The organism is Virgibacillus indicus (assembly GCF_002266285.1).
In the GTDB taxonomy this organism is placed as follows: domain Bacteria; phylum Bacillota; class Bacilli; order Bacillales; family Amphibacillaceae; genus Virgibacillus_K; species Virgibacillus_K indicus.
The window spans coordinates 231742-251584 of record NZ_NPMS01000005.1; the positions used below are offsets into that span (position 1 = coordinate 231742).

26 protein-coding genes are annotated in these 19843 nt (G+C 39.4%); 13 read left to right on the plus strand and 13 right to left on the minus strand.

Annotated features, from left to right (window positions below; translation table 11 throughout):
- Window positions 1-2: 2 nt before the first annotated feature.
- The 3 genes from CIL03_RS12200 to CIL03_RS12210 all read right to left on the minus strand — a co-directional run bounded on the left by CIL03_RS12200 (window position 3) and on the right by CIL03_RS12210 (window position 2956).
- Window positions 3-860 carry an efflux RND transporter periplasmic adaptor subunit gene (locus CIL03_RS12200; protein WP_094886138.1) on the minus strand — a complete coding sequence of 286 codons (858 nt, stop codon included), beginning with the start codon at window positions 858-860 and terminating at the stop codon, window positions 3-5.
- A 30-nt stretch (window positions 861-890) separates the two neighbouring features.
- A complete protein-coding gene (locus tag CIL03_RS12205; protein WP_165767951.1) occupies window positions 891-1769 on the minus strand; it encodes a TetR/AcrR family transcriptional regulator in 879 nt (292 codons plus the stop codon).
- A 695-nt stretch (window positions 1770-2464) separates the two neighbouring features.
- Window positions 2465-2956 carry a competence protein ComK gene (locus CIL03_RS12210; protein ID WP_094886140.1) on the minus strand — a complete coding sequence of 164 codons (492 nt, stop codon included), beginning with the start codon at window positions 2954-2956 and terminating at the stop codon, window positions 2465-2467.
- 256 nt (window positions 2957-3212) lie between these two features.
- Here CIL03_RS12210 and gvpQ point away from each other — a divergent pair, with 256 nt between their 5' ends.
- The 12 genes from gvpQ to CIL03_RS12270 all read left to right on the plus strand — a co-directional run bounded on the left by gvpQ (window position 3213) and on the right by CIL03_RS12270 (window position 9095).
- Window positions 3213-3776, plus strand: a complete 564-nt coding sequence (gene gvpQ / locus CIL03_RS12215; protein ID WP_094886141.1) for a gas vesicle protein GvpQ — start codon at window positions 3213-3215, stop codon at window positions 3774-3776.
- Window positions 3777-3840: 64 nt separating this feature from the next.
- Window positions 3841-4116 carry a gas vesicle protein GvpJ gene (gene gvpJ / locus CIL03_RS12220; RefSeq protein ID WP_094886142.1) on the plus strand — a complete coding sequence of 92 codons (276 nt, stop codon included), beginning with the start codon at window positions 3841-3843 and terminating at the stop codon, window positions 4114-4116.
- Between the two features lie 103 nt (window positions 4117-4219).
- On the plus strand, window positions 4220-4486 hold the full coding sequence (gvpO, locus tag CIL03_RS12225; protein ID WP_240508064.1) for a gas vesicle protein GvpO: 267 nt from the start codon (window positions 4220-4222) through the stop codon (window positions 4484-4486).
- 20 nt (window positions 4487-4506) lie between these two features.
- Complete coding sequence (gene gvpN, locus CIL03_RS12230) at window positions 4507-5424, plus strand: gas vesicle protein GvpN (RefSeq protein WP_094886144.1); 918 nt, start codon at window positions 4507-4509, stop codon at window positions 5422-5424.
- Between the two features lie 5 nt (window positions 5425-5429).
- Window positions 5430-6194, plus strand: coding sequence for a GvpL/GvpF family gas vesicle protein (locus CIL03_RS12235; protein WP_094886145.1), 765 nt, complete (start codon window positions 5430-5432; stop codon window positions 6192-6194).
- Window positions 6191-6448 carry a gas vesicle protein GvpG gene (locus CIL03_RS12240; protein ID WP_094886146.1) on the plus strand — a complete coding sequence of 86 codons (258 nt, stop codon included), beginning with the start codon at window positions 6191-6193 and terminating at the stop codon, window positions 6446-6448. Before CIL03_RS12235 ends, CIL03_RS12240 begins: the two co-directional genes overlap by 4 nt.
- Before the next feature lie 10 nt (window positions 6449-6458).
- Entirely contained in the window at window positions 6459-7262 is an 804-nt protein-coding gene (locus CIL03_RS12245; protein ID WP_094886147.1) for a GvpL/GvpF family gas vesicle protein, read from the plus strand.
- 15 nt (window positions 7263-7277) lie between these two features.
- Window positions 7278-7538, plus strand: coding sequence for a gas vesicle protein (locus CIL03_RS12250; RefSeq protein WP_094886148.1), 261 nt, complete (start codon window positions 7278-7280; stop codon window positions 7536-7538).
- The gene (locus CIL03_RS12255; RefSeq protein ID WP_094886149.1) at window positions 7519-7818 is read left to right on the plus strand and encodes a gas vesicle protein K; all 300 of its coding nucleotides are present in this window, start codon (window positions 7519-7521) and stop codon (window positions 7816-7818) included. The genes CIL03_RS12250 and CIL03_RS12255 overlap by 20 nt, the downstream gene beginning before the upstream one ends.
- 13 nt (window positions 7819-7831) lie before the next feature.
- Window positions 7832-8149 (plus strand): gas vesicle protein, encoded by a 318-nt coding sequence (locus tag CIL03_RS12260; protein ID WP_094886150.1) that lies wholly within the window; start codon window positions 7832-7834, stop codon window positions 8147-8149.
- Between the two features lie 28 nt (window positions 8150-8177).
- Window positions 8178-8837, plus strand: a complete 660-nt coding sequence (locus CIL03_RS12265; protein WP_094886151.1) for a YtxH domain-containing protein — start codon at window positions 8178-8180, stop codon at window positions 8835-8837.
- Between the two features lie 69 nt (window positions 8838-8906).
- A complete protein-coding gene (locus CIL03_RS12270; protein ID WP_094886152.1) occupies window positions 8907-9095 on the plus strand; it encodes a YjfB family protein in 189 nt (62 codons plus the stop codon).
- Window positions 9096-9433: 338 nt separating this feature from the next.
- Here CIL03_RS12270 and CIL03_RS12275 read toward each other — a convergent pair whose 3' ends face one another.
- Together CIL03_RS12275 and fabZ are read right to left on the minus strand one after the other, a co-directional pair.
- Window positions 9434-9691 (minus strand): hypothetical protein, encoded by a 258-nt coding sequence (locus tag CIL03_RS12275; RefSeq protein WP_094886153.1) that lies wholly within the window; start codon window positions 9689-9691, stop codon window positions 9434-9436.
- Window positions 9692-9899: 208 nt separating this feature from the next.
- Complete coding sequence (gene fabZ, locus CIL03_RS12280; protein ID WP_094886154.1) at window positions 9900-10319, minus strand: 3-hydroxyacyl-ACP dehydratase FabZ; 420 nt, start codon at window positions 10317-10319, stop codon at window positions 9900-9902.
- Between the two features lie 162 nt (window positions 10320-10481).
- Between fabZ and CIL03_RS12285 the strand changes: the two genes are divergently transcribed.
- The gene (locus CIL03_RS12285) at window positions 10482-10628 is read left to right on the plus strand and encodes a lmo0937 family membrane protein (protein WP_108721251.1); all 147 of its coding nucleotides are present in this window, start codon (window positions 10482-10484) and stop codon (window positions 10626-10628) included.
- Window positions 10629-11252: 624 nt separating this feature from the next.
- On the opposite strand, the gene CIL03_RS12290 is transcribed toward CIL03_RS12285, so the two are convergent.
- The 8 genes from CIL03_RS12290 to spoIID form a co-directional block, all read right to left on the minus strand.
- Complete coding sequence (locus tag CIL03_RS12290) at window positions 11253-11600, minus strand: DNA-directed RNA polymerase subunit beta (RefSeq protein ID WP_094886156.1); 348 nt, start codon at window positions 11598-11600, stop codon at window positions 11253-11255.
- 156 nt (window positions 11601-11756) lie between these two features.
- Entirely contained in the window at window positions 11757-12587 is an 831-nt protein-coding gene (locus tag CIL03_RS12295; RefSeq protein WP_094886157.1) for a flagellar hook-basal body protein, read from the minus strand.
- Between the two features lie 10 nt (window positions 12588-12597).
- Window positions 12598-13401: a flagellar hook-basal body protein gene (locus CIL03_RS12300; RefSeq protein WP_094886158.1), complete on the minus strand. Its 804-nt coding sequence runs from the start codon at window positions 13399-13401 to the stop codon at window positions 12598-12600.
- Between the two features lie 186 nt (window positions 13402-13587).
- Window positions 13588-14589: a rod shape-determining protein gene (mreB, locus tag CIL03_RS12305; RefSeq protein ID WP_094886159.1), complete on the minus strand. Its 1002-nt coding sequence runs from the start codon at window positions 14587-14589 to the stop codon at window positions 13588-13590.
- A 223-nt stretch (window positions 14590-14812) separates the two neighbouring features.
- Window positions 14813-15094 carry a sporulation transcriptional regulator SpoIIID gene (gene spoIIID, locus CIL03_RS12310; protein WP_133087833.1) on the minus strand — a complete coding sequence of 94 codons (282 nt, stop codon included), beginning with the start codon at window positions 15092-15094 and terminating at the stop codon, window positions 14813-14815.
- Window positions 15095-15910: 816 nt separating this feature from the next.
- Window positions 15911-16924: an AimR family lysis-lysogeny pheromone receptor gene (locus CIL03_RS12315; RefSeq protein WP_094886161.1), complete on the minus strand. Its 1014-nt coding sequence runs from the start codon at window positions 16922-16924 to the stop codon at window positions 15911-15913.
- A gap of 370 nt (window positions 16925-17294) precedes the next feature.
- Window positions 17295-18236, minus strand: coding sequence for a stage II sporulation protein SpoIIQ (locus tag CIL03_RS12320; RefSeq protein WP_094886162.1), 942 nt, complete (start codon window positions 18234-18236; stop codon window positions 17295-17297).
- A gap of 310 nt (window positions 18237-18546) precedes the next feature.
- Window positions 18547-19746, minus strand: a complete 1200-nt coding sequence (gene spoIID / locus CIL03_RS12325) for a stage II sporulation protein D (protein WP_094886163.1) — start codon at window positions 19744-19746, stop codon at window positions 18547-18549.
- Window positions 19747-19843 lie beyond the last annotated feature (97 nt).

Below are 19843 nucleotides of genomic sequence, written 5' to 3' on the forward strand. Positions count from 1 at the left end.
ATTTATTCCCCTTTCTGAACGTCAACCTCGATACCATCTGTAAGTGTCAGCTGTCCTGTTACTACTACCTGATCACCTGATTGCACATCACCTTCAATTGCGGTTTTATCTGATTGTGTTTCCTGAATTGTAATAGCTAGTTTTACTGCTTTGTTATCTTTCACAATATATACAAAGGATTCATCATTTTCCTGAACGATTGCTTCTGTTGGAACAATGATTGCTTTTTCAATTCTTTTTTCCGGAACAAACATATGTACAACCATTCCTGGTAATATATCTCCATCTTCATTTTCAACAGTTGCCTCAATTGCATACAATCCTGTATCATTCGGCATTTTGCCAATGGATGTGATTTCCGCTTCATACTCCTGATCATTTATTCTGGTTTCCATTACTGTTTCTTCTTCAAAAAGCTCACGAACATTAGCTGTAACAGAAAAATCAAGTTTTACTGTATCCATGTCTGCGATTAAAGCAAATGGTTCTTCGTTTGAAACTAAATCCCCTTCTGCTCCATTTAAATTAACTACCTCACCATCTCTTGATGCACGGATGTTTTGTTTTCCTGCTGGTGTTGAAATTGTTGCAATGAGATCGTCTTCTTCAACCTGGTCTCCATTTTCAACTTCCAATGTATCGATTTCACCAGGATTTTGCAGCATAATTGGTGCTGTTGATGAAGGTGCTGTACGTCCATAAACTGACTTTTCAATAACGAGATCCCCTTCTGCCGCTTCTGCAGTTTCCACTGGTACAACTCTTGCTTCCTCTTCCTCATTTGTATCTTCATCCTCATTGCATGCAGCAAGCAGTGTGATCAATAATAGTGCTGTCATACTGAATAAAAATTTCTTCATTTATACGTTCTCCTCCCGCATGTTTGCATATTAGTTTAAAAGTTCAATTCCCAGCAGCTCGGAAATTTGTTCGCATTCTATTTTTAATTCGGGAATCTGCTTGAAGTGTGCGAGCAATCCCTGAATCATTATTGGACGATGCTCTGTTTTGCTAATTTCTTTTTCCAGCTCCTTTACCACTTCCTGAAGCTGGGATATTTTTGTATAATCCATGTTCAGTTTTGTGATTTTCGTTTGCAATTTAAGCAGTGTTTCCGAGAGCTCATCTGAATCCTTGCCCATCATTGCTTCATAGCTATCGGGAATATTTTTAATTGTTATCAATGCTTCCTCATTTCGCGTAAGCATTCCATTTACCACATCATCAAGCCGTCTGACAATAAATGCTCCTACTTTCTCCTTTTCCATATGTATATCGTCAATTACAATCCATTTAAAATAACCATTGATCAGGCCTTCCAGCTGGATGATTGTATCTACAAGCAAATCATTTATCTTATTTCCATAAATAGCCTCGATATTTTCTCTCATCCAATGGTAGTTTTCCATTTTCATTTGGTGAACCAGCTTATCAATATTTTGCCCAATAGAAATATTTTCACGTAAGGACATAATAAGAAATTCCTTGTATGTGTATAGGTAATTGATAAAAGCAGTAATCTGTCTTGCGAGACTCTCTCTTGGTGGGAGTTTCTCCTGCTTTGCCTTGTCAATTCTTTCGGAAATTTGTGTGTAAAAGTATTGAAGGGCTGTTGCAATAAAATCTTCTTTGGAATCGAAATAAAGATAAAAAGCACCTTTGGATATCCCTGCTTCTGTTGCAATCTCCTGAATCGAGGTTGAATGATATCCTTTTACAGCAAATAATTTCATCCCTGCCTCTATAAGCTTCATCTTTTTCTCATTCATTCTTATCACCTGCTTCTTTATACGGTCCAGCTTACTGGATAGTTTCATTTTTCTCCATGACTAACCGGTCAGTCATTTACAAATATAATTCTGCACTTCTCTATGATACATTGCTTAATGCTCTGTCACAAGTGAGTAAAATGGCGAATTTCCTTTGAAAGGCTTTTTTAATAGATATTATTTTAGCAAGGGGAATACGGTTAACAGTTGATGTAAACTGTGAACTACTTGAAATGGCGGTTGGGCGACCGCTGCGGAAATACACTACGCTTTCCGTGGGCGGCTGATGAGCCTCCTCGAGCTGTCGCTCTGCGGGGTCTCATCTAGGCCTCTGGGTCTGCGCATAAATGCTCGCCCCATCGAAAACATTTGCTCCCACAGGAGTCTCCGTATATTTCCTTCGCTGATGGTCCGGTTACTGCTGACGAATTGCATTAGTAATAATATACAAAGCATCTAACCACCTCACCAGTTCGGGTGAGCGGAGGGCGGTGACTCCTGCGGGAATAGCACGAGTCCGAAGACCCCGCAGAGTGGTTTTCTCGAGGAGGCTGAGGCCGTGCCCGCGGAAAGCATCCGCCCGCAGCGATCCCGAACGGCGATTTTAGCAGATGCTAAGTAGTTCGCAGTCTATAGAAATTGCGACACAAAAGCAGCGCCAAAATCAGCCTCTACATAGATATAACTAGTCAAACTCACCAAAATGGATGCCAGTGTTTTCCAAATAAAGTACTTCCGTTCATATGGACAATTACCTGGCTTGTCCGTTTAAATTGCTGGTCAAAAGCATTTTCTGACGTATTTATATAGATTCCTGTACCATCATGAAAGGTTATGTATGTCTTATCATCGCGCTGTTCATATGTATGTATATGCTGATAGGACAGCCAGACACAATCCTTGTTTTTCGTTGATGCTGTCGGCATCATGTAAATTCCTTCATTCACATTTACTGGAATTGGAAGTTTACTTGCAGAATTTAAAATCTGCTTAACAGAAGTTTTCCTTCCTTCCAATGAAGCACCATAAACCAGACAGCTGTTATCAATTATTTGCAGTGGTTTATGGATTGAAAACTTTTCTGTATCCCCTTCCAGAATCTTTGCCCGATAATAACCGGACTCTTCCTCGGCCATAATTGCCTTCGTCTTTTGTGAAATGATAAAAACCGGTCTCATATTCCCCATCTAAAGATTACCCCCAGTAACTTTATAAGCCTATTTTACTATTTGATCCAGAATAAAGATAATTTTTTAATATTAATGTTAACTTTGTCATATTTTTTGTTGAAATTGCTGATTCCCGCCAACTAGGGAATCATTTTTTGTAACACTTCAGGGGTTTTTTTCCAAACAGGACAAATTCCCCTGTTTTCAATTAAAGAAAGTGGGTAACTAAATGATAAGGGTCCAAAACTGCCGGCATAAATAAAGGAGGACACGAATGGACGCACCTGAAAAAGTGAAAGAAAGTCCAAAAGCAGCAGCAATAGCCAGTGGCATTACGCTCCTGGCAACAACATTGCTTTTCCCTAAAGTCCGAAAAGGAATCAAGCATAGTGCGCCCGCTGCCTTAAATATTGTCAAACGAGCTGATGACCCCAGTGAGTTAAAAGACGCAGCGAAAAATGAAGTGAAGGAACAAGCCGCTGAGGAAATGAAAGAAAAATTTAAGGAAAGCATCCAAAGTAAGGTAAAGGATGCGTCAGCGAAATTGAAGAAAAAGAAAGATGAAAATGCTGAAAAAGTACATTCCAATGCAGAAAAGGTCGAGAGAAAGGCTCAGAATGTTTTATTAAATGTTCGTGATAAAGTATCAAATGCCAAAGATGCCGGTGAAGAATTTCAAGACAAGATGAAGCAAAAAACAAGGTCAGATTCAAAAATTCCTGGAGCAAATGATATTAAAGGAGTCAATCAGATAAAAAGCTCCTCTAATATAAAAAGTTCTACCAATATCAAGGGCCCTCAGGATATAAAGCACCATTCTGATCTGAACAGCTTATAGCAAATGTATAAAAGCTTTAGACAGCTTTTTATATAGACATTTCAACGAGAGGAGCATGATTCAAATGGCAATACAAAAGTCAACAGACAGTTCAAGCTTAGCAGAGGTAATCGACCGCATACTGGACAAAGGTATTGTAATTGATGCATTTGCCCGTGTATCTGTAGTTGGAATTGAATTGATTACAGTCGAGGCAAGGGTCGTCGTAGCAAGTGTGGATACATGGCTGAGATATGCAGAGGCTGTCGGCTTATTGCGTGACGAAATTGAAGAGGATGGTCTGTCAGACCGTTTATCCTCACGCTCTGACAGTGTGGAATATGATGAAGAAGTCAGCTAACTCTGGCTAGCTGAAATGAAATGGTTGTCCCATTCTGGGTGGCTAATCTCCTCCCTCGGGGCAACCTGCTCATTTCCATCCCGTTAAAAAGGAAGTGAAGGCAATGATGGTAATGGATGAGATTACAGATTTTTTTAATGAACATATTGCACCGCCACATAAAATTATTTCTGTGAAAAAGCAGACGGAAAATGAAGAGGAAGTCTGGCGTGGTCTAGTTGAAGTTATTGAGGAAAAGGAATATATGAAAAAATATGCGAATGACCAGATGGTCGGATTATATGAGGTTTTCCTTGATGAAGAAGGTGATGTCACTGGTTTTGCCCGGATAAGTCTCAGGTATCGAAGTGACCTTGAAGAACAAGCGTAGATTTTACAGGAGGATCAAACATGGCACAATCCAGTGCAAAAATGCAAATAGACAATACATTATATGAAAAATCCCCTTATTATAAAGGATTAATCAGTCGTTCATTAAAATACCTTGAAACAGGCTTTCCCATTCACTTTACCGGCCCCTCCGGCATCGGGAAAACAACACTTGCATTGCATATTGCGAAGCAGCGAAAAAAGCCAGTTATTCTTATCCACGGAAATAAAGAACTTTCCAATCAAGAATTAATCGGTGCTTTTTCAGGCTATAAGCGCAGCAAATTAAAGGACAATTATGTTCGTACGGTTTATAAGCTGGAAGAAAATGTAACAGAATCATGGTCAGATGGCCGTTTGCTTGAGGCTGTTAAAACCGGATGCACCCTGGTCTATGATGAATTTACCCGTTCCAGGCCAGAAACCAACAACATATTCTTATCAATTTTAGAGGAACGGATTTTGCCGCTTTATGGAACAAAGCAAAAGAAACCCTTTGAAAAAGTTCATCCGGATTTCGCAGTAATTTTCACTAGTAATCCACTGGAATATGCCGGTGTCTATGAGTCTCAGGATGCGCTGATGGACAGGATGGTAACCCTCCCGCTTGAGCATATGGATAAAAATTCGGAAGTTGCTGCAGTAATTAGTAAAACCGGTATCCAAAAGGAACAAGCTGAAGCCATCGTTGATTTGATTACTAACTTACGTAGTCTCTGTACAGGGAAACAGACAGTAAATGGTTTAGGGCTCCGCTCCTCCATCATGATTGCCGAAATGGCAAAACGCTATGAGATTCCAATTGATGGGACGAATGAAGTCTTTGTTCAGCTTTGTTTCGATATAGCCTGGTTTCCACTTAAGGCATGCATGGATAAAAGTGATGACCGATTAAAGAAGCAATTAAAAATGGAATGCAAAAAAGTGAAAGCAGGGTGAATTCGATGGAAAATGAAAATGGAATATATGTATTTTGTGGAATTCAGACGGAAACACCAAGCACCTTTAACAGCATTTTAATGGATGGTGAAGAAAGGGAAATCTATACGATTCATTATAAGGATGCAGCAATGGTCGTTGCAGAAATGCCAATGAAAATTTATCATCCTGACAAAGACAATCTGATGATGCATCAGCAGGTCATCTCCACCGTAATGAATAAGAAGGATACAGTTATCCCCATCAGTTTCGGCAATATCTTTCATACCGAAGAAGATGTCATCGCGTTACTGAAAAGTCTTTACCCGCAGCTCGAGACTCTTTTTCCAAAAATTAAAGGAAAAATTGAAGTTGGCTTGAAAGCAGTTGGAAAAAAGGAATGGCTGCAGAAGAATATTAATCAGAATGATAAAGTGATGAAAAAAAAGGATGTCGTCAAATCAAAGTCAGAGGCTGCTGGATATTTTGATCGGATTCAGCTTGGAGAAATGGCAAAAAACTTTGTTAAGTCAATGAGGGACGATATACAGACAAACATACATGATGAATTAACACCAATTGCAGAAGCGGATAAACTGAATGAACCAATCGGTGAAAAAATGCTGTTGAATGCTGCATATCTCGTCGACCGCGAGAAAGAAGCTGCTTTTGATAAAAAAGTCAATAAACTCCATGACATATGGAAGGACAGGGTTGATTTCAAATATACCGGTCCATGGCCGGCGTATAATTTTATCAATATTAAATTAAAGGTGGAGGAAACCTCATGATTCATAAACTATTCACTTCCCCAATCAATTTAGTCGTAAAAGTTGGCGAAAAGGTTAAGGAAGAAGTGGATAAAGAATTTTATGATCTGGAGCATATTCAGCAAAAGCTGATACACCTGCAAATGATGTATGAGCTTGATGAAATTGAAGAGGAAGCCTATAAGCAGTCAGAAAAAGAGTTGCTGACCCGCTATGAAATCGCCAAAAAGAGGGAAATGGAACAATGGAATGAATTAACCAAGGGAGAAAAGTGAGGAAGCAGATATGGCTAAATTAGTTTATTTATATGGAATTATTCCTAAAAACGATTCTTACAAAGAAAAACTCTCCACAATGAAAGGACTCGATGATTTTCATGAAATCCATACCATCCCCTTTCAGGAAACAGAAGCTGTCATCTGTCATCTCGATGAGGTGCAATATGGAGAAAAAGAGCTTGAAAAAAAAACAAATGACGTAAAATGGGTTCATGAAAAGGCCTTTCACCACCACGAAATACTCATGAAGCTTTATGAGGAATTCCCAATAATTCCGATGAAGTTCTGCACCATTTATTCTGGAGAGGAAAGTCTTGCAAAGAAGCTGGACGCTCATCAGGAGAACATGATCGAACTTCTTGAGTTTATTAAAGATAAAGAAGAATGGATTATGAAAATATATTGCGATCCAAGTAAAGTCAGAGAAAATGTATCTGAACAAAATACAACGATTGATCAAAAAAGAAAAGAAATTGGCGAGATGTCCCCAGGCCGTCAATATTTGGAAAAGAGAAAGCTTGATCAATTAATCGACCAAGAGGCAGACAGGGAAAAGGATTCTTTCGCCTCAAACATACATGAAGCACTCGCATCAATCAGTTTACAAAATGAAGTTAAGAAAAATTGGAATAAGGATGTCACCGGAAGAACAGAGGAAATGTGCTGGAACAGTGTATATATGCTGAAAAATACCGCAGTCGATGATTTTCTAAACCATGTGAAAGAACTTCAGGACAAGTGGGAACCATCTGGGTGGCAAATTGAGGTCACCGGGCCATGGCCATCCTATCACTACGCAAAAATTGGCTAAAATTGGAGGTTACACATGTCACATCGAAGGGAATTTGAAAATAAAGAGGTTGGCCTGATCGATATTTTGGATGTAGTTTTGGATAAAGGTGTTGCAATCAAGGGCGATCTTATTCTCTCCATTGCCGGAATTGATCTGGTATATCTCGATTTAAGGGTACTGATATCATCTGTGGAGACACTGATTGAATCAAATCAGGAAGCGGCTGAACAGCTCTCCTCGAAACGATTTGACCAAGAGAAGGAGGAACTGAATCATGTCATTAACGGAGCTTGATCATCGTCCTGAAAAAAGTGGCAGAATCGAACTGGACCCAGAAGGTGCTGAAAAAGGACTTGCACAGCTCGTCTTAACCGTTATAGAGCTACTAAGGGAGTTAGTAGAGCGACAGGCATTGCGGCGGGTTGATGGTGGAAATTTAACCGAAGAAGAAATTGAAAAGCTTGGAGTCGCCTTAATGAATTTAGATGTAAAAATGGATGAATTAAAAGACGTTTTTGACCTGGTTGATGAAGATTTGAATATTGACCTTGGCCCATTAGGCAACTTACTTTAGAGGAGGGTGACAATTGGCTATTGAACAATCAACCGGTTCCAGCAATCTCGTGGATGTGCTTGAAACCGTCTTAGATAAAGGTGTTGTTATTGCCGGTGACATCCGGGTTGGAATCGCTGATGTGGAATTGCTTTCAATCAAAATCAGATTAATCGTAGCATCTGTAGATAAAGCCAAAGAAATCGGTATGGACTGGTGGGAAACAGACCCATATCTCAATTCCCAGGCAGCCTTACAGGAACAGGATAAACTCAAGGAAGAGAATGAACAATTACAGAAACGGCTTGAAAAACTGGAAGGAAAACTATCTGAGGACAGTCGTTTACCATAATATTTTAAGCTTATAGGAGGAGAAAATAATGGCAGAACAAAATGAAAAGAAAAAAAGACAGATAACTAGAAGAGATGTAGTTACAGGTACCGTTATAGGTGCAGTCACGGGTGCAGCAACAACACTTCTGCTTGCGCCAAAATCCGGAAAAGAGCTTCGTGGTGATATTACTGAACAGGTAGGTACTGCAAAAGATAAAGCAGTGGACAAAACAAGAGAATTTGGTGATTCAACAAAAACAAAATTCACAGAGATTAAAACAGGAGCTTCCAATAAATCGAAGCAATTAACAAGCAAGTTAAAACGAAAGGAAAAAGATTCTGACGAAGAGGTAAACGAAGAAGAAGGCAGCGAACAGGGTGCACAGCTGCAATCTAATCATATGGAAGAAGCACAGGGAAATGAAACAGAGGACGAAGCGGATGAAAATGATAAGGAGCAGGAGAGAAAACAATCCAGTAGAAAGAGTGAGAAAATAGCTCCTAAAAAGGACAGTGGCACGCAAAAAAGTAATAGCAGCAAAATAGCCTCAACTGCTAAGAAATCAACCGATACTGCCAAGAAGAAGCCACAGTCGAAAAGCGCTGGCAGTACTGCTAAAAAATCAACAGCTTCATCTAAGAAAGGTACTGCAAAATCCGGCAGTAAGAAAAGTACAACTGAAAAACAGGCTGCAAAAACTGAATAAATACTAAACCAATTCCTTCCAGCATATGTTATACTGGTTTTAAAGAACTTATGACATCGGAGGATTAGAATGGATATTGCAGCATTATCAGTCGTAATGGCTAATCATCAGGTACGTTCCAATGCTGGGCTTGCCGTTATGAAAAATGCAAAGGACATGATGGAGCAGCAAGGAGCACAGACAATCGAAATGCTGAAGCAGCCCCAGCAGCCTGTTCCACACCCAACAATAGGGAATCAAATTGATGTAAAAGCGTAAGCAAATGAAAAGCAGAACAGCCTAGAGGAGTGTTCTGCTTTTTGATTGCATAGTAAATTATATAAAATTTTCGGCCTGTGGATAAGTAAACAACCGAATCAGCCACGTCCGGCTCCAGCGCCCAGCGACTAGCGGACTTCCCTCACCTCCGTACGATAAAGAAGACTTGCCGATTGGTGGAACCAGAGGCTTAGTCGCACTTATACCCTTGTGGTGAAAGTCAACATCGGCTCCCTACAGTCGCCGTGTTTCCTTTATCTCCTGCGGCTCAGTCCAGTCCGTACGTCGCTAAACGGGCGCTTACGCCTTTGTTCTGTACCATCATATAGACTTACCTATTATTCGTCTTCATTCAGATTATCATCCGGCATGTCATTATTATTACCATTGTTGCCGTTGTTGTCATTGTTGCCGTTGGTGCCATCATCATTCGTGCCGCCATTTTCCTCAGCAGGATTCATGTTGTTGTTGTCATCCTCCTGATTCAGTGGTGCCTCTTCTTCCACGGGATCCTGATTATCATCAGTTCCGCATGCTGCGATCAGTGATAACGCTAAAACCGGCGCACCGAATTTGAATAATAATTTTCTTTTCATAAAAAGTTCCCTCCTTTGTGTTCGCTATCGCAATTAGCTTAACCATATTTAGGGAAGTGATACTTATTTTTTTGTTTTTTTTAGGAAAAAAGCAAGGTTTTATTTGTCGCGTATGATTCACCACCGTTTGTGATAAATTATATGTATATCTCCTGCGGCGAAGAGAAAAATAAAATCCGCGGGAAAAATCGTCCCGCGGATTGAAGTTTTACTTTATTGCAAATGTAATTTCTGCTTCGCAAGCAACTTCGCCATCAACTGTCGCTATTCCTTTTCCTTTTCCAATTGGTCCTTTAACTCGAGTAATTTCCACTTCCAGCTTGAGCTGATCTCCTGGTCTGACCTGACGTTTAAAACGGCACTTATCGATACCTGCCAAAAAGCCAAGCTTTCCTTTATTTGCTTCCATGCCAAGGACAGCGATTGCTCCAACCTGTGCCAATGCTTCAACAATTAATACTCCAGGCATTACTGCATATTCCGGAAAATGTCCTTGAAAAAAAGGTTCATTAGCAGATACATTTTTTAATCCAGCAACACGCTTTCCTTCTTCCATCTCTGTTACTTTGTCTACTAAAAGAAATGGGTAACGATGTGGTATGATTTCTTTAATTTGTTCAATATCCATATAGAGTCTCCTTTTCAAATGGTTATGTATAGTATAAATCCTCACTTCATTATAGCAAAGAAATGTTTGGTTTCTATCTGGAAGTGGTAATGTTTGATAGCAACAGGTACTGGTTTATCAATTCCAATTGGAGATATGCTTCATGGAAAGGAGGCTACTTTCATGCTTTGGACCATTTTGCTTATATTATTAATTCTTTGGGCTATAGGTTTTGCCTTTGATGTTGCGGGCGGCCTTGTCCATGTATTGCTAGTAATCGCATTAATTGTTTTGATTTACCGGTTAGTCACTGGACGAAAAGTTCCTTAAGCGGGAATCGAGATTTTTTCAGCAAAACCACAATAAATCGGTTATTCAGCTGGTGATCTGACCGGGTATCAGCGGTGCTACCCAATTTATCAGCGGGTATCGATCGGGTTTCAGCGCTGTTGATACTTTTTTCACCGGGAGTCGAACAATTATCAGTGATCCCACAATACTTCGATTATTTTAGCTGGTGATCTGACCGTTTATCAGCGGTGCTACCCAATTTATCAGCGGGTATCGATCGGGTTTCAGCGCTGTTGATGCTTTTTTCAGCGGGAGTCGAACTCTTATCAGTGATCCCACAATACTTCGATTATTTAGCTGGTGATCTGACCGGGTATCAGCGGTGCTACCTTTTTTATCAGCGGTAATCAATCCGGATTCAGCGCAGTTGACGCTTTTTTCAGCGAGAATCGAACAATTATCAGCGAACCCGCAATAATGCGGTTATTTAGCTGGTGATCTGACCGGGTATCAGCGGTGCTACCCAATTTATCAGCGGGTATCGATCGGGTTTCAGCGCAGTTGACGCTTTTTTCAGCGGAGCTAGTTATCACTAGAGCCCAACCCATTTATGCATCGCAAAAAAAGCATATCCTGCCTGCACCCGGTAGGACATGCCTTTTATTAGTCTGTTTTGATCACGATATCAATTATATGCTGCCATGTTTCTTTTTTAAGTGCATCAGAAGGAACTCCATCACCGATGACACCATACCCAATCATTAAACCAGCTACAAGTGCACCCGCGCAAATAAGAAGAACAACTATGATTCGAAGCCATATTGGAAAAATTCTCCGTCTTGGCTTTTTGTTTTTCCGTTTTTCTTCTTTCTGCTTTTTCTTCTGCTCTTTTCGTGTTAGTTTTTCTGATGCTGCTTGTCCGTTTCCAACAGGCTTTTGTTTTTTTTCCTGTCGGCGAGCCTTTCTTGACTCTTTTTCGGCAGCTGTTTTTTCTGATTGTTTTGTTGGCATGTTATACTTTCTCCTTTTATCCTGCAAAATGCATGGAAGAGGATATTAAAAGGGCCGGAAAAATCATATCGAACTTTACCAGGCTGTGACCTTTTTCTCCATTGATAAATTCATAAACTAATTTGTATTATATCAGATGTATAAAATCCTAGTAAACTATCTTAACTGATTAATTAGACCCATCATCTGATCGCCCATCGAAATTGTCCTTGCATTATATTGGTACGAGCGCTGTGTCATAAGCATGTCCGTCATTTGTTTAGCAATATCCACATTGGAATTCTCCAGCGCACTGCTTTGCACAATTGTCTGATCTGGTGCTATTCCCTGGATAATTTCCTCCATTTGAAAGCCGAGCTCTGCTAAATCAGGCAGCCGGAAGGAATTCGCACCAGCAGCTTCCAGAAGACGTGGTCGTACTGCTTCTACTACGGATATTCTTCCTGCAAGTTCTGTCTGATTTCCGCGCTGAACCATAATTTCACCATTTTCACGAATGGAAATGGCATCAAAACCTTCTGGGATTACGATTGGACCGTTTTCCCCAAGAATAGGGTTTCCTTTATCATCCGTTAGCATCAAGTTCTGATTAATATTTACAGGGCTTAAATAAAATGCACCATTGCGGGTAAAACGAGTTTCCTCAACACCATTTTCGGTTACCTGTATTTGAAATAAATGATTTTCTTCTAAAAGTGCTGTATCCAAAACACGGTCAGTCTCCTGAATTGTCCCAGGTGTCAGGTCAATATTAATGGAACCAATTCTCGCACCTGATCCAATCCGCACGCCATCCGGTGTTACGCGCCCTTCAGCATTGGCAGGATCTGTCAGATTGTTTATTTGCTGAAATAATAAAGAAGAAAAATCAGCCTGGCGATTTTTGTAGCCAGTTGTTTGGCTGTTGGCCATGTTATTTCCAATTAAATCAAGCTTATTTTGCAGCTGATTCATGGTAACTGCTGCCTGTATCGTCATTCGTGACATAAGATCCCTCCTAACCTAACCGGGCAATTTCACTAACTGCTTTACCCATACTTTCATCATACGCCTTTAATACTTTTTGATTGGTTTCAAACATTCGATATGCTTCCATCATCTGTGTCATGGATTGCAATGAATCAACATTTGACTGTTCAAGAAAACCCTGCTGTATCTGATAAGTCGTTCCTGCAGGTACTGCATCAGCTTCCCCGCTGAAAAGTCCATTTCCCTCTTTCACCAATTCATTAGCATTTTCTGTATAGACAATTCCGAGCTGGATATTCTGCGTTTCTGTTTGAAGGAAACCGTCACGAGTCACCGTAAATTCCATTCCATTCGTTTGAATGGGATTTCCAGCCTGATCCAGCACATAATAGCCATGATTTGTTACTAGAAACCCTTGTCCATCAACCGTTAAGTTTCCGTTTCTGGTGTAGCGGACTTCTCCTGCTTCATTCTGCACGGAGAAAAATAAATTTCCAGTTTCATCAGGCAATGCACCATTTACCAAAGCCAAATCTGTGGTTACAGCTGTTTCACGAATATCACCCTGGCCAAAGTTTGGAATAGCTTCCTGAACATATACACCAGTATTCAACGTTCCGATTGGCTGCTGGACAGGTAAATTTAAACCACGCGTTGTTGGTATTTTATGATTTCCCATTTGCTGGAGCAGCATTTCCGGAAATGCACGTAATGCTGTCTGGTCCGCTTTATAACCTGGTGTATTCGCATTGGCAATATTATTTGATAATGCTTCCTGATGACGCTGCTGTGCAACCATTCCACTGGCGGCAGTATAAAAACCTCTTAACAAGACGATCCCTCCTTGCCTTTTGAAAAAATGCGGTTTTAGATATTAGTAATTCGGGTACATATAAATTAAATCCAAACTCCCTTCCACTTCAGCTCCAAAATAAGCTGAGGTGGTTCCCTTTTACTTTAGCTGACCTGACAGAATAAGGTCGGGTCAGTTAATTTTACATAAAAATCACAGGACTAATTACACAACTTTACGGCGTTCAATTTTATCGATATTTTCAAGCATAATGCCGGTTCCCTTTGCCACACAGTTCATTGGCTCTTCTGCAATGAAAACTGGAACCTTCAGTTCTTCTGCCAGCAACTGATCAATTCCATGAATTAATGCTCCACCACCAGTTAAGATAACACCCCGGTCAATAATATCCGCAGATAATTCAGGTGGTGTCCTCTCAAGTACCGATTTTGCTGCCTGCACGATTAAGGATACGGATTCTCTAAGCGCTTCTTCAATCTCATCAGAGTAAACTTTAATGGTCCGCGGAAGCCCGCTTACCATATCACGGCCCCGGATTTCCATTTCCTCTTTTCGTGAGTCTTTAAATACGGTAGCCACATTTATTTTGATATCTTCAGCCGTCCGTTCTCCAATTAAAAGTTTATATCTCTTTTTTATGTATTGAAGAATATCTATATCAAATTTATCTCCGGCCATTTTGATGGATTCGGATGTTACAATATCACCCATGGAAAGCACTGCAACATCTGTTGTACCTCCACCAATATCTACAACCATATTCCCGCTTGGCTGGAAAATTTCCATTCCGGCACCGATTGCCGCAACTTTTGGTTCTTCTTCAAGGTAAACCTTTTTACCGCCTGATTTCTCAGCCGCTTCTTTTATTGCTTTTTGCTCCACCTTTGTAATATTGGTCGGACAGCATATAAGCATCCGTGGCTTCGAAAGAAAACCACGTACATTAATTTTATTTATAAAATGCTTTAGCATTGCTTCTGTTACATCAAAGTCTGCAATTACGCCATCTTTCAATGGGCGGGTTGCTTCAATATTTCCTGGTGTCCTGCCGACCATGCGGCGAGCTGCTTCACCAACTTCAAGTACTCTGCCTGTTGTACGATCCATTGCTACAACTGATGGTTCATTTAAAACTATTCCTTTTCCTTTTACATGAATTAAAACATTGGCGGTTCCAAGGTCAATTCCAATATCCCTAGAAAACATGAATCTTTATCCTCCTACTTAAAAAAGCTATCTCGCATTTGTCAGAGAACATAATGCTACTAATATTATATTTTACCACAAAACTCAATATTTAACTGCAAAATTCGGGAAAAATTGACAAGAAAATTTGCTTATGCATTAGTTAAAATGGACTAGGCTGACTTAACTGAAAAACCCAGCCATTTCGGCTGGGCTGCTGCTTGTGTATTTTCGAATAACCAGTTTATCCTACAGGCTTAACTTCACCCTCCTTTTTAGGTTCTATTTTATATTTTTTTCTGGTTGCTTCACCTCCTCGGAGATGACGGATTGCTTTGTGGTATTCCAGAATTTCTTTTACTTGATTTGCTAATTCAGGATTTATTTCTGGCAAGCGTTCTGTTAAATCTTTGTGGACTGTGCTTTTGGAAACACCAAATTCTTTCGCTATCATTCGGACAGTCTTTCTTGTCTCCACGACATATTTACCTATCCTGATAGTCCTTTCTTTGATGTAATCGTGCACACCATTCGCCTCCCTAAGTTGGATATTTCCGAGGTGTGGTATGAGACAAGGTGTTTATTTTGCTGTGGCCATCCTCTATTCTTATTCCAAGGAGCAGTTATCCTGGTTATGTATCTACCCGAGACATTATAAGCATTCAGCTAATGATCCATTATTTACAAAATTTTCCGATTTTTATCTTTATACAACAATTCCTAATTTGTGCAGATTTCTCAGCCACACAAGCTCTCACCTCAGACAATTCTGATTGCTTGGTTTGTAACATTTTATTACCATAACGGTCTGTTTATGATTAAAATTGCATCTTTCGGAAAAATGGACAAGAAGTATTTTTTTGGAGCTGGACGTGGTTGTTTATTTCCGGGGGTTACCTGCCTGCATGATAAACGTAATAAATAAAAAAATAACGGCATTAATACCGTTATTTTCATCGAAGGAAGTCTTCTTACTTATTTTTATTTATATTATGAAAAAGGCTCTGCTATGCTGGGTGCAGGGTATTATTTATTGTTTTAGGCATTCGTACCAGCTGAAAGGATTAATCAATTTCTCCCAGTTCAGGGTCCATAAATAGAAAGTTCATATCTGCTGTTTCCGGATGTAAAAAAAATGTAAACAATACAAAAGAAATACATAAGAATTTTTTCATAAGTTTCATTTTGTTTGCTCCTCTCCATTTTTACATTTTAGAAAACTTGGCTTACCGCCAAGCCTTAATGGCGATAGCCGTACTTCTGATGTTCTTTTAAAATTAAATTTACCTTTCAGTGGAACAACAAGCAGAGCCTTGGTTCATCAATCTGGATTTAACAGATACTATGGTGACATTTTTTGTAATTCAGTGAGTGGCAGACGGCTGAAAAAGTAATCGCTCCGTTTTTCGATAAATTCATTATAAGATCTTAGAAGTAAGTATTTATCCTGTTTTGCTTTTCCCATGTAATAAAGTTTAAATGGACTATCCAGTTTAATCGATTCCAATATTTCAATTGCCTTCAAATTATTCCCTTTTGAAATTTCGATATGAGCCTGTTCACTCTTATCTGTTGTTAAAATTTTCTCTGCGTTATTAAAGTGAGCAGCCAGAAAAGGAATATTATGCTGTTCAATTATCCGAACGGAATTTGGAAGATTATGACTCCTTGCAAGCTGCAATGCTTTATTAAGATGGTAGATTCCTTGAGGAAACGTATCGAATGTGTAAGATAGCCCAAGACTAATATGTGTACTTATCTGTGATCTAACATTATTTGTCTGATTTAAAACACGGTAAGCATATTTTCTTGCAATAATTAACTCATTTCTGGTCAAATGGTATGACATCAAAATCTGATTTAGTCTGATGGTAAAATAGATTTTTAATAAGTTATCCCCAATCAATTCAAAAAGATGTTGCTGAATCTCCAGGAAGTTGCCAATTCTGTTGTATTGTTTTAAGTCATAATGTGCGGTTACTTTTACAAACTCAATCAGGCATTTAAGCTCAGGCTCCTCAGTTATTAAATTATTCAAATTCTCAATTAGCTGTGGTGGTTTAATCCGGTGCAGCCTGCGATCGATAATTGTTTGATAAACAACAGCCCATTTTCTGTTAGAAGGATATTTTGATTCATTGTTTTTCTGAATCAATTGATTTAAATCATCATAAAATCCATACATGTATAAAAATTCCATGCCTTTTTTCTGGATATCACTGGAAGAAGACTGCATACAATATTTCCGCATCAAATCTATTACTGTCTCTTCATCATACTTTTGAGATAATAATTCCATTAATTGCTCCAGTGTAAGATTATCCGTACCAGACAAAAAGATGGTTGGTTGCTGCATTTCTACGGCTCTCCTTCCCTGCACGATAAGAAATAACTCAGTCTATATTCTCTGTATCGTGCTATTCGGCATGAAGCTACAAAAATCTTATTAATTTCTATATTATCATATTTTTCGATAAATAATAGTAAAAATTTTCGACATTTTTCGTGAAAAGTTATATGTAATTAGGTATATTTCATCAGTTAGAGTTTAGCTTTTTCTCATTTATAAAATTTTATGAGCGTATATGGTTTTTTACGGCGCTGGAGCCGGACGTGGCTAAACCTTAATAAGTTATCCACAGCCCAAATTTTTTATAATTTCCTGGCACAAAAAAATTCCCCGGCACTGCAGCCAGGGAAGCTATTGATTATTTTACCTGTTAAATTCAGGCACTTTCCGATGCATCGGATGAATTGGTTGTTTCTTCGTTGGTATTTTCATCTTCTTCATCTGTGTTTTCATCTGAATTTTCTTCTGGGCTTTCTTCTGAATTTTCTTCTGAACTTTCTTCTGAACTTTCATCTTCGGTTACTGACTCATCCGTTTCCTCCGTTGCTTCGGGGTCTTCGACTGACTCAGTCTCCTCACTTGATTCAGAACCTTCTTCCATCACACCTTCTGCAGCACTATCTAACTTGCTTACAGGCTGATTGAAGTATTCCTCAGGATTTACTTCTTTACCGCTTTTATCCAGTTGGAAATAAACATGGGTTCCACTTTCTTTGCCAAAAATGTTATTTCCTGCAGTACCAATCTGTTCACCCTGCTTCACCTCTGCACCAGCTTCAACAACAACTTCGCCAAGGCTTGCGTAATATGTCTCCACTTCATTTTCATGTGACATTACTACCACGTTACCTAAAAGCGGGTCTTCTTTTACCTCTAGAACTGTGCCGCTTAATGCTGCAACTACATCAAATGTTTCTCCATTAGCTGCTGCAATATCAACACCGGTACTTTGGTAAAAACGGTTGTTGTGATGAACCAATGCATTTTCTTTATCCTGCTGCTCTGCGTCGTAATCATAAAATTTAGTTACGATTTCTGCTTGTTCCTGATCTGTCACAGGCATCAGAATTACCTCTTGCTGTTCCATTACTGTTTCTGCATCGTCATCATTTGGTGTCGGGATGTAGTCCCCTGTAATATCCTGCTGATCAATCTGATCATTTTCCACCTCTGGAATTTGATTATCCAGATTCTGATACCACACCACTACCGCTAATAGGAGTGCTGCAATTGTCAGATAAACCGCAGGGAAAAACCACTTCTTCCGGAAAATGCGACTCCACTTGTTTTTTGAACCGCCTTTGTTTTCCTCATTCATATCTCATCACCTCAACAACCATTCTGAGCAGAAATCTGAGAATCTATACATTATTAACGGAAAAATTTATTATTTTATACATTTTTTCCGAATAATGGGGTAAATTAAGAGATTTTGAGAAGATTTTCTGGAATGTTACTAAGGATCTTATATTTTCAGTGGGATTATTGGATAGTCCTGCCCTCGAACGGATAAGCGCTGGTTGTACGGATATTCACAGTCTCAGACGGATGTTACCCTCGTTGGACGGATGTTCCATCACATAAACGGATACGCCCTCCTCCAAGTTAACCACACCAAAAACCCCCGTCTATTTCGCGACGAGGGTTGGTGCTGTGTCGGTCACTGTACTGACCTCAACATCTTTATAGTAGTATTTCACAATATCCTTATATGTTTTTCCTTCTTTCGCCATTCCATTTGCACCATATTGGCTCATGCCGATACCATGCCCGAATCCTTTTGTAGTAAAAATTAAATGATCATTTTTTTGCTTAATGGTGAAATCACTTGATCGTAATTCGAGCTTTTCCCTGACATCTCTTCCAGAAAATATCTTTCCAGCGATTGATAACTCATCTACTCTTTTGCTTTCTGTTCGTGTGACCTCAATATCCAGTGCTGAATTCTCAGGAAGATCAATATTTAATACTTTTTCCACTTCATTAACCGCAAATATTTTCTGGTCAAGGAATTTCGGGGAAGCTTCATCCCATTTGCTTTCCACACTTCGCAAATATGGAACCTCATTTTCCCAGTAATCCTCGGAGTTTTCTGTGAAGCCATTGCTTGTGGAAAAAAATGCCGGTGTGATCAGCGCATTTTCATATGTCAGGATTTCCCCTTTGGTTGACTCCACTGCCTGCTTAATTTTATTCATTTTTTCCGTATAATTGTCTTCGAATATTTTTTTAAGTTCCAGTTCATCTTTATATACTTGATGCTGAACTGTGTCTGTTACATCATATTCTGTTTTATCGTCCTGATAAAGAATATGATTTACAACATACGTCCTTGCAGCAAGCGCTTGTGCTTTTAATGCTTCCATTTCAAACTCTGCGGGCATTTCGGAGGCGACCACCCTGGATACATAGGTTTCGAGTGGAACATCTTCTGTTTTCTCAGATTTAGACCGCATGACTGTAACTGCAAATGGAGAAGTATCCTGCTCTATTTCTGGATCGGCTGCTTTTTCAATGGTACCCGCTTCATTTTCCGCATCCTTTACAAATGGAATGACAATCAACGTCGGGATGACTAAAATAATTGCAACCAAACTTGCTACAAGCAATACTGCAGGGAGTCTCCATGATGGCGACTGTCCGGTTAAAAATTGCCTCTTTCTTTTTAATGGAAGCCGTTTCTTCCGATAGTCTGGTTGATGACCCGTATTATTAGTTTTTTGGCTGATCACTTGCTGCTGCTTTGCTTTGATCTGCTTCGCCAATCTGGACTTTTTCTTTTTCCATGCTTTTGGAAGCTTATTGCTGTTATAGTTACTTTTTTTCATGGCCTTCCCCCTTTTACAAAACGGAATTGTACTCTAGCATCCCTACTATTAAACTTATACAGAAATCAGAAATAATAGAACCAGATTATGAAAAAGC